This window comes from Streptomyces cyaneofuscatus (assembly GCF_000718135.1).
In the GTDB taxonomy this organism is placed as follows: domain Bacteria; phylum Actinomycetota; class Actinomycetes; order Streptomycetales; family Streptomycetaceae; genus Streptomyces; species Streptomyces cyaneofuscatus.
The window spans coordinates 185682-202448 of sequence record NZ_JOEM01000002.1; the positions used below are offsets into that span (position 1 = coordinate 185682).

11 protein-coding genes and 2 pseudogenes are annotated in these 16767 nt (G+C 72.2%); 7 read left to right on the forward strand and 6 right to left on the reverse strand.

The genetic code is table 11. From position 1 onward, the window contains the following. Positions 1-238 precede the first annotated feature (238 nt). The 4 genes from IF17_RS0104700 (at position 239) to IF17_RS0104720 (ending at position 7518) form a co-directional block, all read left to right on the forward strand. Positions 239-1696, forward strand: a complete 1458-nt coding sequence (locus tag IF17_RS0104700) for an NCS2 family permease (RefSeq protein WP_030562430.1) — start codon at positions 239-241, stop codon at positions 1694-1696. Positions 1697-1737: 41 nt separating this feature from the next. Next, positions 1738-2880, forward strand: coding sequence for an XdhC family protein (locus tag IF17_RS0104705; protein ID WP_030562431.1), 1143 nt, complete (start codon positions 1738-1740; stop codon positions 2878-2880). Between the two features lie 194 nt (positions 2881-3074). Then, positions 3075-6758: a S8 family serine peptidase gene (locus tag IF17_RS0104715; RefSeq protein ID WP_030562436.1), complete on the forward strand. Its 3684-nt coding sequence runs from the start codon at positions 3075-3077 to the stop codon at positions 6756-6758. An 85-nt stretch (positions 6759-6843) separates the two neighbouring features. Further along, positions 6844-7518, forward strand: a complete 675-nt coding sequence (locus IF17_RS0104720; RefSeq protein ID WP_030562438.1) for a hypothetical protein — start codon at positions 6844-6846, stop codon at positions 7516-7518. A gap of 76 nt (positions 7519-7594) precedes the next feature. Here the strand turns inward: IF17_RS0104720 and IF17_RS0104725 are convergent, their stop codons facing one another. The 5 genes and pseudogenes from IF17_RS0104725 to IF17_RS1000000139590 all read right to left on the reverse strand — a co-directional run. After that, positions 7595-9151 (reverse strand): peptidoglycan-binding protein, encoded by a 1557-nt coding sequence (locus tag IF17_RS0104725; protein ID WP_030562439.1) that lies wholly within the window; start codon positions 9149-9151, stop codon positions 7595-7597. Positions 9152-9413: 262 nt separating this feature from the next. Further along, positions 9414-10145, reverse strand: coding sequence for a nitroreductase family protein (locus IF17_RS0104730; protein WP_030562440.1), 732 nt, complete (start codon positions 10143-10145; stop codon positions 9414-9416). An 82-nt stretch (positions 10146-10227) separates the two neighbouring features. Further along, complete coding sequence (locus tag IF17_RS0104735) at positions 10228-10854, reverse strand: GOLPH3/VPS74 family protein (RefSeq protein WP_030562441.1); 627 nt, start codon at positions 10852-10854, stop codon at positions 10228-10230. Between the two features lie 94 nt (positions 10855-10948). Beyond that, positions 10949-11284, reverse strand: a pseudogene (locus IF17_RS0104740) (nitroreductase family deazaflavin-dependent oxidoreductase); the annotation flags it as partial. A gap of 166 nt (positions 11285-11450) precedes the next feature. Continuing rightward, a pseudogene (locus tag IF17_RS1000000139590) lies at positions 11451-11561 on the reverse strand (nitroreductase family deazaflavin-dependent oxidoreductase); the annotation flags it as partial. A 284-nt stretch (positions 11562-11845) separates the two neighbouring features. Between IF17_RS1000000139590 and IF17_RS0104745 the strand changes: the two are divergent. Genes IF17_RS0104745 through IF17_RS0104755 form a run of 3 tightly spaced genes read left to right on the forward strand, consistent with a single transcriptional unit; the run spans position 11846 to position 14271 of the window. After that, positions 11846-12079 (forward strand): acyl carrier protein, encoded by a 234-nt coding sequence (locus tag IF17_RS0104745; RefSeq protein WP_018514655.1) that lies wholly within the window; start codon positions 11846-11848, stop codon positions 12077-12079. Beyond that, positions 12076-13344, forward strand: coding sequence for a beta-ketoacyl-[acyl-carrier-protein] synthase family protein (locus tag IF17_RS0104750; RefSeq protein ID WP_030562446.1), 1269 nt, complete (start codon positions 12076-12078; stop codon positions 13342-13344). Before IF17_RS0104745 ends, IF17_RS0104750 begins: the two co-directional genes overlap by 4 nt. A 21-nt stretch (positions 13345-13365) precedes the next feature. Further along, complete coding sequence (locus IF17_RS0104755) at positions 13366-14271, forward strand: alpha/beta fold hydrolase (RefSeq protein ID WP_030562447.1); 906 nt, start codon at positions 13366-13368, stop codon at positions 14269-14271. Between the two features lie 28 nt (positions 14272-14299). On the opposite strand, the gene IF17_RS0104760 is transcribed toward IF17_RS0104755, so the two are convergent. Continuing rightward, positions 14300-16708, reverse strand: a complete 2409-nt coding sequence (locus IF17_RS0104760) for an endonuclease/exonuclease/phosphatase family protein (protein WP_030562448.1) — start codon at positions 16706-16708, stop codon at positions 14300-14302. Positions 16709-16767 lie beyond the last annotated feature (59 nt).

Here is a 16767-nt window from a genome sequence, read left to right on the forward strand (position 1 = left end):
CGGAGACACCAAGCACCGCACCGCTCGCGGTTCTTCGCCGTACGCCGCCACAAAAACGGCAGCGCACGCCGGCGCACGGCGACGCCTCACGGATCAACGCGTGCCTCCGGCACATCCGTATCTGCTTCAACAGTTCGTCCCGGCCGTCCCCGGGTCGTGCAGCCGACGCAGTCATCCCAAATCCCGCATTCAGGAATCTTCAAGCGGGTGCCCCTGTGAACCTTGGGAGTCAGGCATCATGACCCAGCAGTCAGTGGAACCGAAGACCAGCGCGGAGGCCGCGGGCCCCGGCTCGCGCGTCCCCGCCGGAAGATCATGGCTCGACCGTTACTTCCACATATCCGAACGAGGCTCCACGGTCGCGCGCGAGGTGCGCGGCGGCGTCACGACCTTCATGGCCATGGCGTACATCCTCCTGCTCAACCCGCTGATCCTCGGCGGGGAGGACGTCAACGGCAACCTTCTCAGCCAGCCGGGCCTGATCACCGCGACCGCCTTCGCGGCGGCGGCGACGACCCTGCTCATGGGCTTCGTCGGCAAGGTGCCCCTGGCGCTCGCCGCCGGACTCAGCGTCTCCGGTGTGCTCGCCTCGCAGGTCGCGCCGAACATGACCTGGCCGCAGGCCATGGGCATGTGTGTGATCTACGGTGTGGTGATCTGCCTCCTGGTGGTCACCGGCCTCCGCGAGATGATCATGAACGCGATCCCGCTCGCGCTCAAGCACGGCATCACCATGGGCATCGGGCTCTTCATCGCCCTCATCGGCCTCTACAAGGCCGGCTTCGTCCACCAGGGCACGGCGACCCCCGTCTCCCTCGGCCCGGCCGGTGAACTCGCCGGCTGGCCCGTCCTGATCTTCTGCGTGACCCTGCTCCTGATCTTCATGCTCCAGGCGCGCAACATCCCCGGCGCGATCCTGATCGGCATCATCGTCGGCACCCTGGTCGCCATCGTCCTCAACGCGATCATCGACATCCCCGCGAAGGCGTGGAGCAGCGGCCCGCCCGCCCTGGAGGGCAGCGCGGTCGCCACCCCCGACTTCTCGCTCTTCGGCAACGTCGAGTTCGGCGGCTGGGGCGACGTCGGCGTGATGACCGTCGGCATGATCGTCTTCACCCTGGTGCTGGCCGGCTTCTTCGACGCGATGGCCACCATCATCGGCGTCGGCACCGAGGCCAAGCTCGCCGACGACAAGGGCCGCATGCCGGGCCTGTCCAAGGCGCTGTTCATCGACGGCGCCGGCGGCGTCATCGGCGGTGTCGCCTCGGGCTCCGGCCAGACGGTCTTCGTCGAATCGGCCACCGGAGTCGGCGAGGGGGCCCGGACCGGGCTGGCCTCCGCCGTCACCGGCCTCTTCTTCGCCGCCTGCCTCTTCTTCACCCCGCTCACCGCGATCGTCCCGACCGAGGTGGCCTCGGCCGCCCTCGTCGTCATCGGCGCGATGATGATGCAGAACGCCCGGCACGTGGACTGGAGCGACCGCTCCGTCGCCATCCCGGTCTTCCTGACCGTGGTCCTGATGCCCTTCACGTACACCATCACCACCGGTGTCGCAGCGGGTGTCATCGCGTACTCCGCCATCAAGCTCGCCCAGGGCAGGGCCCGCGAGGTCGGGGCCTTCATGTGGGGGCTGACGGTGATCTTCATCGTCTTCTTCGCCCTCAACCCGATCGAGAGCTGGCTCGGCGTCCACTGACGCCGGCCGACCAACCCCTCCCTCACCTAAGGAGAGTCGCCATGCTGGACATCGCCGAAGAGCTTCACCGGTGGGTCTCGCAGGGACGCGCGTTCGCCGTCGCCACCGTGGTGGCGGTCGGCGGCAGCGCGCCCCGGCAGCCGGGTGCCGCCCTCGCCGTCGACGCCGACGGCACGGCCATCGGATCGGTCTCCGGCGGATGTGTGGAGGGCGCGGTGTACGAACTGTGCCAACAGGCCCTCCAGGACGGGAAGTCCGTCCGCGAGCGCTTCGGCTACAGCGACGAGGACGCCTTCGCGATCGGCCTGACCTGCGGCGGCATCATCGACATCCTGGTCACACCGGTACGGGCGGACGACCCCGCCCGCCCGGTGTTCGCCGCGGCGCTCGCGGCCGCCGCCGAGGGGGCGGCGGCCGCCCTGGCCCGCGTCACGGAGGGCCCCGAGGAGCTGCTCGGTCTCCCGCTCCTGGTCCGGCCCGACGGGAGTTACGAGGGCGGGCTCGGCGGCCACCCGGCGCTGGACCGGACCGCCGCGGCCGAGACCCGGGCCCTCCTGGACGCGGGCCGCACCGGCCCGCTCGCCATCGGCGCGGAGGGCTCCCGCTGCGGCCGGCCGATCCAGCTCCTGGTCGAGTCCAGCGTGCCCCCGCCCCGCATGATCGTCTTCGGCGCCATCGACTTCGCCGCCGCGCTGGTGAGGGCCGGCAAGTTCCTCGGCTACCGGGTCACCGTCTGCGACGCCCGACCCGTTTTCGCCACCGCCGCACGCTTCCCCGAGGCCGACGAGATCGTCGTCGACTGGCCCCACCGCTACCTCGCGGACACGGAGACCGACGCCCGTACGGTGCTCTGCGTCCTCACCCACGACGCCAAGTTCGACGTCCCCCTGCTGGAGGCCGCCCTGCGCCTCCCGGTCGCCTACGTCGGCGCGATGGGCTCGCGCCGCACCCACCTGGAGCGCAACGACCGGCTGCGCGAGGTCGGCCTCACCGACCGCGAACTGGCCCGGCTGCACTCGCCGATCGGCCTCGACCTCGGCGCCCGTACGCCGGAGGAGACAGCCCTGTCCATCGCCGCCGAGATCGTCGCGGTCCGGCGCGGCGGCAGCGGCGTACCGCTCACCGGGGCCCATACCCCCATCCACCACGACAGCAGCGGACAACCGCTCGCCTCGGTGGCCTGAAACACCTGGTCCACACCGGGCGGGTAACCGCCACGGCGGCTTCCTGCCAGCCCCGGACGCAGCGGACGCAGCGGATTTACCGGTAGATCAGCTGCATGACTTCTTCCCCCTCCTCCGTTCCCGGCCGGGCGAGATCCGCGCGCCCAGGACGCCGAGCCCTCCTCCTGGCCACCTCGGCCGCGCTCCTGGGCTCCATGATGGTCCCCTTCGCGGGCACAGCGGGGGCGGCCCCCGCGCCCGCCGCCCCGCACCCCGACGCCCCGCGCTCCGAGATACGCACGGTCACCCTCGTCACCGGGGACGTCGTGCGGTACGTGGACGGGCCCGGCGACCAGGACACCGTCACCGTGGACCGCCCCGACGGGGCGAGCGGCGGGGTCCGTATCCAGCAGGCGGGCGGCGACATCCACGTCCTGCCCGACGAGGCCACCGCCCTCCTCGCGGCGGGCAGGCTGGACCGGCGGCTCTTCAACGTCTCGGCCCTGGTGCGGATGGGGTACGACGACGAGGGCACCGGTTCCGTCCCGCTGATCGCGACCTACCCGGCGGCGAAGGGGAAGGCCCGGGCGCTCCCGGCCGCCCCGCGCGGTGCGAAGAAGACCCGTACGCTCACCTCGATCCAGGGCGCCGCGCTCCAGGCCGACAAGGGCGGCGTGCGGACGTTCTGGGATGCCATCACCCGTACGTCCCGGGACGCCATCACCCGTACAGCCGGGGCCCGTTCGCTCGACGGCGGGATAGCGAAACTCTGGCTGGACGGCCGGTCCGAGGCCCTGCTGGCGGACTCGGTGCCGCAGGTGAACGCCCCGCAGGCGTGGGCCGCCGGGTTCGACGGGAAGGGCACCAAGGTCGCCGTCCTGGACACCGGGATCGACGCCGGCCACCCGGACGTCAAGAACCGTATCGTCGGCTCCCGCAGCTTCATCCCCGGTGAGGAGGTGGAGGACCGCAACGGCCACGGCACGCATGTCGCCTCCACCATCGCCGGTTCGGGCGCCGCGTCCGGCGGCGCCAACAAGGGTGTCGCCCCGGCGGCCGACCTGCTCGTCGGCAAGGTGCTCAGCGACGAGGGGTCCGGCGCGGACTCCGGGATCATCGAGGCCATGGAGTGGGCGACGGCCGAAGGGGCCGACGTCGTCTCCATGAGCCTGGGCTCCCCGGTGCCGGACGACGGCGGCGACCCGATGTCCCAGGCGGTCAACTCCCTCTCGGCGGAAGGCGGTCCGCTCTTCGTGATCGCCGCGGGCAACGCGTACGGGGCGGGCACGATCGGCTCGCCCGGCTCGGCGGAGAAGGCGCTCACCATCGCCGCCGTCGACAAGGAGGACGCCCGCGCGAGCTTCTCCTCCATGGGCCCGCTGGTCCGCTCGCACGGCCTGAAGCCGGACCTGTCGGCTCCCGGCGTCGACATCAACGCGGCAGCATCACAGTCGGTCCCGGGCGTCGAGGGCCTGTACCAGTCGATGTCCGGTACGTCGATGGCTACGCCCCATGTCGCGGGCGCGGCAGCAATTCTGAAGCAGCGTCACCCCGACTGGGGCGGTCAGCGCATCAAGGACGCGCTGATGGCCTCGTCCAAGAAGCTCGACGCGTACACCCCGTACGAGCAGGGGACCGGCCGGCTCGATGTGAAGGCGGCGATCGACACGACGATCGAGGCCACGGGCTCGGTCCAGGTCGCCTCGTACGACTGGCCGCACAGCCCCTCGGGCCCGGTCGCCGAACGCACGATCACCTACCGCAACACGGGTTATGAGGACATCACCCTCGACCTGGCCACGGACACCGACGAGGAGGCCTACACGCTCTCCACCTCAACGCTGACCGTCCCGGCGGGATCCACGGCCGAAGCGGTGCTCTCCCTGGACCCGGCGAAGGTGGCCAACGACACCACGTTCTCCGGCCAGGTCACCGCCACCGACGCGGCGGGCACCACCGTCGCGCACACCGGCTTCGCGCTCACCAAGGAGAAGGAGCTCCACGACCTGACGCTGAAGCTCCGCGACCGCGCGGGCAAGCCGATGGACGGCCTGGTCGTCCTCGCCGAACTCGGCGACCCGCAGCTCGGCCTCGTCCAGGTCACCGGGGACACCACCCTGCGCCTCCCGCCCGGCAACTACACCGCCTGGGCCTCCGTCGACATCGACGGCGACCGTCCCGACGCGAAGGCCGTCGCCTTCCTCGCGGCCCCCGAGACGATCCTCACCGGCTCCACCACCGTCACCCTCGACGCCTCCAAGGCCCGCAAGGTGAGCGTGCGCACGCCGAAGGAGACCGAGACCCGCCAGCTCCGCTACGACATGGCGCGCACGGCTCCGGACGGCACGGTCCAGCGCGACGCGTACCAGATCCCGCTCACCTACGACCAGTTGTGGGCGAGCCCGACCAAGAAGGTCAAGGAGGGCGACTTCAGCTTCCTGACCCGCTGGCGCCAGGGCGAGGAGCTGATCGACGTCACCGCCGACGGCCACGACGTCCCGGTCACTGTCCAGAACGGCTCCGTCGTCGCCGAGGACAGCGAGCAGAAGCTGACCGCGGTGTACGCCGGCAAGGGCGCGGCCGCCGACTACAAGGGCCTGAACGCGCGCGGCAAGGCCGTCGTGGTCACCCGCAGCGACGCGGTCGCCCCCGCCGACCGGCTGGCCGCCGCCGTGGCCGCCGGAGCCAAGGCGCTGTTCGTCGTCCACGACGGCCGGGGCCGGGCGATGGAGTCCTACGTCCCCTGGGGCGAGGAGTCCACGATCCCGGTCGCCTCGGTGCAGAAGGTCGCGGGCGACACCCTGATCCGGGCCGCCCAGCGCGGCAAGAAGGTGACCGTCGACCAGAAGAAGTACGCGTCCTACGTCTACGACCTGGTCGACCGCCACGACGGCACCATCCCGGACCGCTCGCTGGCCTTCACCCCCTCCGCCCGCGACCTGGCGAAGGTGACCAACACCTTCTACGGCCACCGGGCCACGCTTGGCGCGGGCTACCGCTACGACATCCCGGACTACGGCCCCGGCCTCGGCTTCGAGGAGTACGAGAAGTTCCCCGGGACCCGCACCGAGTGGGTGAACCCCCTCCCCGGCGACTCCTTCTGGTACGAGAACCACTCGGTCCTCAACGCCGAACAGTCCGACCGGGCCCACGAGATGCGCAGCGCGCAGCTGGACTACCGGCCGGGCAAGGACTACCGGGCCGAGTGGTTCGCCCCGGTCACCCGCCCGCGCCTGGGCACCGGGTACTGGGGCCCGTTCCGCACGGCCACGAACGACGTGCAGTTCAACATCACCCCGTGGACGGACGCGGGCGATGGCCACTCCGGCTCGATGCCCGAGGACGAGTACGACACCACGTCGTACGCCTTCCACCAGGGCGACACCCTCATCAAGAAGGGTGCGGGCAGGGCGGGTTACGCCTGGGACCTGTCACCGCAGAAGCTCCCGTACCGCCTGGTCATCGACTCTTCCCGGGACGCGAAGACCTGGAAGACCTCCACACGTACGCACACCGAGTGGGGCTTCGTCTCGGGCGCGCTCGACCCGAACGGCCCGTCCCAGAGGGACATCCCGCTGCTCCAGCTGGACTACGACGTCGACACCGACCTGGCCGGCGACGTCCGCTCCGGCCGCCGGACCGAGATCGGCCTCTCCTCCGGCACCCAGGAGTGGCTCCCGGGCGCGGTGAAGGCGAACAAGGCGTCGCTGTCGGTGAGTTACGACGACGGCAAGCACTGGACCAAGGCCGACCTGCGGAAGGAGGCCTCGGGCGAGTGGGCCGCCACGATCCGTACCCCCGCCAAGGGCGCGACGTCGGTCTCGCTCAGGGCACACGCGGAGGGCCCCGGCGGGCTCGTCGTGGACCAGGAGATCATCAGGGCCTTCGGCCTGAAGTGACCCCTCGACGTGGTCCCGCGCCGCCCCACTCCGGGGGCGCGGGACCACGTGCGAGGGTCGCAGGCCTGTGCGGTTGGATGAGCGCATGAGCGTTCATGACGTCGCCCGCAGGCTTCCGGGCATATCCCCCCTCCACGGCCTCTGCCGCTCCCTGGCGATGCTGGACGCGATCCTCTGCCCGGAATGGGACCGCCGCTGGCACAGCTTCGACGCGTACTGGTCGCCGACGGAGGCGATGGCCTCGATGCGGGACGGCGCGGGCGGTGAGTACTCCCTGGTCTTCTCCGCCGCCGGGGTCTACGCCCGCGGCTTCGACCACGAGTCCCCGATGAGCCCCTACGTGGACGACGGCCCCTGGCCCGGCGTCCTCGACGAGGTCCCGGCCGTCTTCCGGGAGTACGTGGACGAGCCCTCGTTCACCGACGAGTCCGGCCTCCCGGTGGTCACCGCCTGCCTCTGGCGCGAGAGCACCGACGACCGCTGGCGGGCGGGGAGCATCGAGTTCCCGGAGGAGGGCGAGGACTCCGACGGCGCGGACTGGCTCTTCCAGCTCCTCACCACGGGCACCCCGGAGTCCTACCAGGAGTGGGCCGAGGACTACTTCGAGGTCCGGCTCGACCTCGAAGCCGTACGCCATGTCTACGCGCTCCGGCCGCTGACCGACGAGGTCGTCGCGGCGCTCAACCCGCGGCGGGCGCCTGCTGAGCTGGCCGAGGACATCAAGGAGATCGGGTACCCGGTCGGCAGCGGCACGGAGTGATCAGGGGCCGGGGGCGGTGCCGGTGCGTGGGGGACTGCCCCCGGGGCGCACCGGCACACGGTCATGTTCCGGCCGCTCAGCGCCCCGCCTGCAGCGCCCCCCACGTGGCCGGGCCCACCTTGCCGTCGACGCTCAGGCCGCGGCTGGACTGGTAGGTGCGGACTGCCGTCTCCGTCGTCGGGCCGAAGCTGCCGTCGGCGCCCACCGTGGTGCCGAGCGCCGCCGTCAGGGAGCGCTGGAGGCGCTTCACCGCGTCGCCGGAGCTGCCGCGGGCGAGGGCGGGGGTGGTGCCGGCGGAGAGCAGGGCCGTCCAGGTCTTCGGGCCGACCGCGCCGTCGGCGGTGAGGGAGCGGGCCCGCTGGAACGCCTGGGTGGCGCTCTTGGTGGCCGGGCCGAAGACGCCGTCCGCCGAGCCCGCCGCGTACCCCTGGGCGTTGAGCAGCTGCTGGACGGCCTTCACCTGCGGGCCCGAGGAGCCCGACTGCTGGAGGGCGTACGAGGGGAACGTCAGGCTGTCACCGGGGGTGCCGGGGCTGCCCCCGACCAGCTGCATGTAGTAGTTCCAGTCCCAGTTGGGCCCGGGGTCGGTGTGGGTGGCCCCCGGCGCCTCGCTGTGGCCGATGATGTGCGACCGGTCCTTCGGGATGCTGTACCGCGCGGCGAGGTGCTTGGTGAGCGCGGCGGAGGAGCGGTACATCGCCTCCGTGTACCAGGCCGGGTTGTCCACGTAACCCTCGTGCTCGATCCCCACGGACGAGGAGTTGACGCTGCCGGCGTGCCAGGCGGTGTCCTTCTCCCGGACCGACTGGGTGACCTCGCCATCCGAGGAGCGGATCGTGTAGTGCGCGCTGACCTTCGAGGCGGGGTTCTGGTACCAGCTGATGGAGCCGGCGTACGAGCCCTGGGTGGTGTGGATGATCACCTTGTCGACGGTCGCCTTGCGGCCGACGACGAAGTTCCCGGAGTACGCGGGGACCCAGAGGCCCGAGGGGTAGTCGGGGCTCTGCGCGTAGACCCCGGCGGCGGCGACCTCGTCCTTCTCCGGGGCGACCGGGCGGGAGGGCACCCGTACCTCCTCGCCGCCGGGAGCCGTCGCGGTCAGGCCCTGGGCGAGGAAGGTGAACACCGTGTCCGCGTAGAGCGCCGCCGCCGGGCCCTCGGTCTCGCTGTACCGGGCGACCGCCGGGTACCAGGCGTTCACGTCCCGCCGCTCCGTTCGGTCCAGGCCGAGGCGGTCGGCGTGGTCGCGCAGGACGGCGGCGCCGCCGAGGATGTTCGCCGCGGTGTCCCGGCGCAGCCGGTCGGCCGGCTCGCCGGTCAGCGCCGCGGCCTTCTCCAGCGAGCGGTTGTCGGGGTTGCTCGCCAGGTGCATGACCCCGTAGCCGTTCGCCTGGCTGGGCTTGCCCGCGTGGCCGTCGAGGCGGCTCTCGCCGTAGCCGACGGCGGCCAGCAGATCGCGCGGGACGCCGTACTCCCGCGCCGCCCGGTCGAAGGCCCGGTTCAGCGGTTCGGCGGCGGGCGGGGCGGGGGCGGCGGTCGCCGGCCGGCCGGTGGCGACCAGCGCGGTGACCGTGAGGGCCGCCAGGACGGACGCGCCGACCCGGGTGCGGGCGACGACGGGACTTCTGGGCATGGGTGCTCCTGCTCTGTGGGGAATCTGTGGGGAAATCCGCGGGAGGAGAAGAGAGCAGCCCCCGGTCCGGGGTGCAGGACGCAAGGGGCTGCGAGCGCACCCAGGCTAGCGAGGTGAGAAGGGCATGACAATGACGGCCGAGTCGTGGCGTGTCGTACAACTGGCCGTAGGAGTAAAGAAGTTGATGGGCAATTAGGGCCTGTCGGGTGACGGGGGGTATCACCCGACAGGGGGTGCGATGGGCCGATCGGCCCCGCCCTCGCTACCAGCGGTTCCGGTGGATGACGTCCGCCACCGGGCGGCGCCGGACCGGTCCGAAGTTGCCCTGCGGCCACCCCACCGGAACGGCGGCGAACGTCGCCATGTCCTCCGGGATGCCGAGCTCCTGCTTCCACTCCTGCTCCAGGAACAGGTGCCAGATGGTGATGTTCGCCGCGAGGCCGAGCCCCCGGGCCGCGAGCAGAAGGTTCTGGACGCCGGGGTAGACGCAGGACCCCTCCGCCAGCGCCTGGAAACGCGTCTGAGAGGTCATCATCCGCTCGCTCGCCTCCGGGCCGAGCGTCTGCGCGGAGGCGATCAGGCCCTCCTCGTCGAGCCGCGGCGCCGGGAAGCGGTAGCACGGCACGATCAGCGCGGGCGTGTCGGCGAAGTGGTCGCGCTGATACTCGATCGCCGCCACCATCCGCCCGTACGCCGCCTCGTCCATGCCCTCGGGCGCGTACTTCCCGGTCGTCGCGAGGTAGGAGTCCACGCACCGCTTCCACAGCGGCGCGAGCCGGGCCATCACCTCACGGTCGGTCACCACGACGTACTCGTAACACTGCATGTTGCCGCCGCTGGGTCCCCAGACGGCGGCCTGTATGAGCTGATCGATCGTCTCGTCCGGTACGGCGTCCGGCTTGAGGCGGCGCATGGCGCGCATGGTGGACATGGTGTCGAAGAGGGCGGGGCCGCCGAGGGCAGACGGGTCGGCCTGAACCGTTTTCATGGTCATGATCGCGGAGTCTAGGCAGAACTCCCGGCTCAGGGCAGGGGGGTGGTCTCCTCGACTTCCGAGCCCGGTGCGCTCCTCCGCCTCAGGGGCCGCGCCAGAGGTTGGCGAAGGCCGAATTCTCGATCGTCCGCCGCTGGCGTACGGCTTCCAGCTCCATCACCGCGTCATGGACGGCGGTCACCACGGCCGTCACCGCCTCGTCGTCGAGGCCGGGTTCCTCATCGGACGGTCCGCCCTCGACATCGGACGGTCCGCCCTCGACGCCGATCGCCGAGGCGAGCGCGGCCAGGACGGGTTCCCGCTCCTCCCAGCGCTCGGCCGCCGCGCGGCGGGCAGGCGTGTCGACCGGCTCCACGCGCTCCGAGCCGAAGGAGAGCCGGCCGCTCCGCTTCCGGGTCAGCTCACCGTCCTCCTCCAGCGCCGCCTGGTAGGCCGCCGAGAGGTCCTTGCCCCGGCGCCACAGCCAGTCCTCGATCGGCTCGTGGGGCGGCTGCCGGATGAGCAGGGCCGCGGCTTCGCCCAGGAGCCGGTCCTGCGGCGCCGACGGCCCGCCCGGCACGATGCGGTCCTCGTCCACGGTGACGGAACCCGCGTCGATCAGATCGATCAGCTCGGCTCCCGCGAGGGCGAGCGACAGGTCGCCCTGCCCCACGGAGTGCTCCGGCCTCGGATCCATGGCGATGATGAACAGGTCTTTCGCCGTGGTCATGAACGGCTCCTCTCGAAACATCTGAACATCGGCGGGGAATCCACAGAAGACGGGTCGATCAGTATCACGCCGCCCGGGCGGCCGGGAACGCCCGTCAGCGCCTGGTCAGCCGGACCACCGGGATGTCGCGCTCGGTGCCCGCCCGGTACTGCGCGTAGCGCGGGAACAGCTCCACCAGACCCGGCCAGACCCGGGCCTTCTCCTCGACCGGGAGGGTCGCCGCGACGGCCGGGAAGCGCTCGGTGCCCACCCGGAGCTCCACCTCGGGGTCGGCCCGCAGGTTCAGGTACCAGAGCGGCGGGCGGTCCGAGCCGCCGTTGGAGGCCACGATCAGGTAGTCCTCGCCGTCCCGCCCGTACATCAGCACCGTCCGCCGCACGACTCCGCTGCGCCGCCCCACGTAGTCCATCAGCAGGCACGGGACCCCTAGGGGCGTGTCCGGCGGATCCTGACCGGGTCCGCGACGCCTGGCACGGCACCTCGCGGCGTTGCCGAAACGCCCGAATCGCTCCGCGATGAGGACGTTCCAGCGCCTTGCGATGCACCGCACCGGACGCCGCGGCCTGTCCGGCCCTGATCCGCCGGACACGCCCGAGCTGGGTCGTGCCCTTCGTGCCGCCGGACGACTCGTACAGCTCCGCCTGCCGGGCCACCCAGCCGGTGGGGCTGACCTCGACCTCCGCCGCCCCGTCCGCTTCCGCCGCCATGTGCCTCTCCTCCGCCTCGTACGGTCCGTTCCCTCACCCCGTACGGCCCGTACCTCCTTCTCGTACGGTTCCTCCCTCCATCCTGCACCCCCGTCCGGCCGCACCGGGGGATTCGTACACCTGGACAGGGCTCCCACCGCACGGGGGAACGCGGGCCGGGAACCCCTCGGTGAAGGCGTATAAAGGGTCCTTCCGGAGCAGCCGGCGTCCCCCGATGGCCCCTCCCCACCTCACCCCCAACCCGCGCGGCCGGCGTCACCGCGTCACTGAGCCCAGGAGCGCCAATGAGCACCTCGGAAGAGATCAGCGCCCTGCTGGTAGCGAAGTTCGGAACCGACCCCGAGGCTCTCGGCCCCGACGTTCCGCTGCACCGGCTGCGGCTGGACTCCCTCGCCCTGGAGGAGCTGCGGCTGCTCATCGAGGACCGGCTGGACGTCGACCTGGAGGACGTCGCGCTCACCTCGCGCGACACCCTCGGCCGGCTGATCGAGGTCGTCCACGTGAAGGCCACCGCATGAGCGCCCCGGCGGCCCTCGCGCCCTACCGGCGTACGCCGCTCGCCCCGTTCGCCGCCGCCGTCACCGGGGTCGGCCTGGTCACCGCGGCCGGTACGGGCGCCCGGGCCGCCTGGCACGGCGTCACCGAAGGGCTCGCCCCGTCCGTCGGCCCCCGGCCCGAACTGGACGGCCTCCCCTGCGACTTCTTCTACTCCGTCACCGACTGCGACCCGCGCGAGCTGCTCGGGGTGGCCGCCCAGCGGTTGATGGACCGCTTCGCCCAGCTCGCAGTCATCGCCGCCCGCGAGGCGGTCGCGGACGCCGGGCTCGACCCGGCCCTCTGGGACAGCGGCCGCGTCGGTATCGTCATCGGCTCGGCCCACGGCGGGCTGCCCTTCTACGACGAGCAGCACGCCACCCTCGCCGAGCGCGGCGCCCGCCGGGTCTCCCCGAAGCTCGCCCCCCTCAGCGTCGTCAACGGCGCGGCCAGCAGCGTCAGCCTGGACCTCGGCGTGCAGGGCCCCAGCCAGGCCGTCTCCACCGCCTGCTCCTCCGGCACCGTCGCCATCGGCACCGCCCACCAGATGCTCCGCTCCGGGGCCTGCGACATCGTCATCGCGGGCGGCGCCGAATCCACCTGCACCCGCCTCCTGATCGCCAGCGCGTGCAGCCTCAAGGCCGTCTCCACCCGCCGCGAGGACCCCACGGCCGCCTGCCGCCCCTTCGACACCCACCGCGACGGCTTCGTCGTCGGCGAGGGCGCGGGCCTCCTCGTCCTGGAGCACCCCGAGCACGCCCGCGCCCGCGGCGCCACCGTCCGCGCCCACGTGAACGGTTACGGGGCCTCCAGCGACGCCCACTCCGCCGTCGCCCCGGACCCCGACGGGCTCGGCATCGAACGCGCCCTGCGCACCGCCCTCGCGGACGCCGGGCTCTCCCCGGCCGACGTCGGGCACGTCAACGCGCACGGCACCTCGACGCTCTCCAACGACCTCATCGAGGCCACCATGCTCCGTCGCGTCCTCGGCGAGAGCCCTCTGGTGACCTCCACCAAGGCGATGACCGGGCACACCCTCGGCGCGGCGGGCGGTATCGAGGCTGCGCTGACCGTGCTGGCCCTCCAGCACCAACTGGTCCCGCCCACCGTCAACTTGGACGCACCCGACCCGCAGATCGAGATGGACGTCGTCGCCAAGGAGGCCCGCAGCGCCTCCTTCGACTGTGCGGTGAAGACCTCGCTCGGCTTCGGTGGACACAACGCGGCGCTCGTCCTCACCAGGGCCTGAGCGAAAGGGAGTTGGGGAACGATGCCAGAGGAGATCATCCGGAGGCTGTCGGTGGACGGAGTGCGCTTCGGCTACCGCGTCCTGCCGCACGCCTCCGACAGCGGCGCCCCCGCCACCGAACCCGCGCTCGTCCTCGGCGGCGCCCTCCAGGGCATGTACGGCTGGCCCCAGATGGACGACCACCTGGGCCCGGCGACCGACGTGGTCACCGCCGACCTGCCCGGCATGGGCTCCGCCGACCCCCTGCCGCCCGGGCCCAGCGCCGACATCCTGCGGCGGGCCGTGCTCCGGATCGCCGACGACCTCGGCGCCCCCCGGCTGAACCTCTTCGGCTTCTCCTACGGCACCGCCATCGCCTTCGGCTTCGCGCAACGCCATCCCGAGCGGGTCGCCCGGCTCGCCCTCGGCGGCGTACCGGTCCATATCGACGAGGCCCAGGTGGAGTGCTGGGAGCGGGCGCGGGAGCTGCTGGCGGGCGGGGACCGCGAGGGTTTCGCGGCGACGGCCGCCGACGCGCTGATGTGTCTGGATCCGGAACGTAACGTGCACCGACGGGAGTTGGCCCGCCGCTATGTACGCCGCTCGTTCCTGCACGCGCTCACCCACTCGCCGCACGCGACCAACTCGCTCTACCGGGCGCTGGCCGACCGGCCGGACTTCTCCGGCGGGCTGAGCGGCGTACCGGCCCTGGTCTTCGCCGGGGAGCACGACACGGTGACCTCGCCGGAGCGGCAGCGGAAGTTCGCGGCGACCATCGAGGGCAGCCGGTTCCTGACGGTTCCGGAGTCCGACCACTGGGTGGTCCTGGAACGGGCCTTCGAGGTCGCGGAGTTGGTGGCCCGGTTCTTCACGGACACGGAGGGTGCGCGCGTGGGTGCCCCCGTCAGCCTGCCGCGACAGGCGGGTGCCCCGGCGGGCCGGACCTGAGGGTCCGGCCCGCCCGGGCGCCTCCGGCTCAGTGCCAGAAGCCGCCCACCTTGACCCGCACCACCTGCGGGTCGTGGTCGCTCGCCTGGTCGGCGAACTCGGCGTTGATGTGCACCACGTCGTAGTCGAAGCGCCGGACCGCCGGGCTCGTCAGGATGTGGTCCAGCGTCTGCGAGTTGCCGTCGAAGACGTAGCTGTACCGCTCCGAGGAGGGCAGCGTCTTGATCAGGGGCTTGAGCACCTTGCCCTGCGTCAGCGCCGTGAACGTCGGGGAGAACTCGAAGTCGTTGAAGTCCCCGAGCGCCACCACCCGCGCCGACTTGTCCGCCTTCAGCAGCGAGGTGACGAAGGCGTTCACCTCGGCGGCCTGCTGGATCCGCTTGGTCTCCGAGGAGCGGTTCGGCTCCTGGTAGCGGCCGTGCAGCGGCTGGTCGCCGCCCTTGGAGCCGAAGTGGTTGCCGATGACGAAGACCGGCTTGCCCCGGAAGGTGAACTCGCCCACCAGCGGCTTGCGGCTGGCCTCCCACGCCGGGCTCGCCGGGTTGATCCGGCCGGGGGAGACGGAGAGCTGGACACCCTTGCGGGTCCTGTCCGCCTGGACCGGCGTGGTGGCGTCGCCGCCCGGCCGGTCGGCGAAGGAGACCCGCTGGGCGTTGTAGAGGAGGACGTTGCGGATGTTGCCGCCGGGCTCGCCGCCGTCCTTGTTGTTCTCGGGGGCGATGTAGCGCCAGGCGTAGCGCGGGCCCCCCTTGGCGACGATCGCGTCCGTGAACCGCTTCAGCGTCGCCTCGGAGCCCACCGTGCCGTCGTTGACCGGACCGTTGTCGTCCTGGATCTCCTCCAGCGAGACGATGTCGGGGGAGGAGAGGTTGACCGCGATGCCCTCGGCCAGCGTGTCGAACTTGGCCTGCGGGTCGGCCGCGTCCAGGTTCTCCACGTTGTACGTGGCGACCGCGAGCTCGTCCTTCTTCTGCTTGCGGGTCACTTCGCGCCGCAGCTTCTTGTCGACGTGCGTGCCCAGCTCGGTGGCCTGCACGTTGTAGCCGCCGTACGAGGCGTAGTCGAGTACGCCGGTGGTGCGGCCCTTCAGCACGTCACCCACGTTGGCCGTGGGGACCGGCTGCGCCGGGTCCAGCGACATCACCTTGAGGCGGCCGGTGTTCTGGTCCGTGTACGAGGCGTAGAGCGTGCCGCCGCGCCGGGTCGGGTTCTCCTTCGGCTTGACCGTCACCCAGATCTCGTCGTACGCCGTCGTCGCCCCGGTCACCCGGGTGTCGGCGATCTGGACCCGGGCGCCCTCCAGGGCCTCGTACAGGTCCAGGGCGTAGCGCTTCGGCTCCAGGGGCAGCGCGTCGATGGCGCCGCCGCCCGCCGAGGGCACGTAACGGCCGGGCACCGAGCGGGCGTCGAGGACGACCGGCGCGGGCAGCGCGTTGCCGGAGGAGAGGACGGTGGTGCGCGGCGCGGTCAGCTGCGTGATCGACTGGGTGCCGGTGCCCGGGTAGTACTCGGCGACCTTGCCGCTGACCAGGACCGCGTCGCCGACCTTGACGGCCGGTGCGGCGGAGCCGGTGTAGACGAACAGGCCCTCGCTGGTGCGGGCGTCCTGGTCGGGCGCGGTGTCCTGGATCCAGAAGCCGCGCGAACCCGTGGTCCGTACGCCGATGACGGTGCCCGGCACGCCGGTGACCGCCGTGCCGTCGAGCGGGGAGATACGGGTGGTGCCCTGGATGTCGTGGATCCGGACGGGGCCGGGCTCGGTCGGGCCGGGCTCCTCCGGCTCCTGGCCGCCGCCGGACGTCTCGCCCGCCGCGTTGACGGGGGTCGGGGCGGAGGCGGAGAAGTCGGCGGCGTTGTCGTCGGTGTCCGCCAGGGACGCGGCCCGGTGGACGGCGGCGGTGGCCGAGGCGGTGGGGGCCGGACCGCTGCCCTCCCGGACGACCGCGGAACCGTAGCCGACCAGGTCGACGATGCGGGGCTCGGCGGCGCAGTCCGCGGCCGTCTTGCAGGTGAGCGGCGTGGTGCCGGAGACCAGGGCGACGGTGCCGCTTCCGGCGGCCAGGGCGATGGTGCCGGTGGCGTCCGGGGCGGGCAGGGCGACGGTGCCGCCGGTGCCCGCGGCCTGGGCGACCAGGTAGCGGCCGCCGGGGGCGATCGCCCCGGTGAGCGCGGAGACCTGCCACTGCGAACCGGCCGACGGGGCGCCCGGGAGGTACTGGACGCTGAAGCCGCCGACCTCGAACGGGGTGGAGCCGGCGTTGGCCAGCTCGACGAAGTCCCGGGTCAGCGTCGCGCCGGAGTTGCCCCCGCCGCCGTACACCTCGGAGATCACCGCGGTGGCGGACGGGGCCGCCTGGGCGGCGGGCAGGGCGGTCACCGCGAGCGCGACGGCGACGGCGCCGGTCAGCAGGACGGAACCGGATCTGGATATCTGCACGGAGGTGCCCCTCAAGCTTGGTGGTAAGAGCCAAAAACTATGCGCGTAGAACGGGGCAT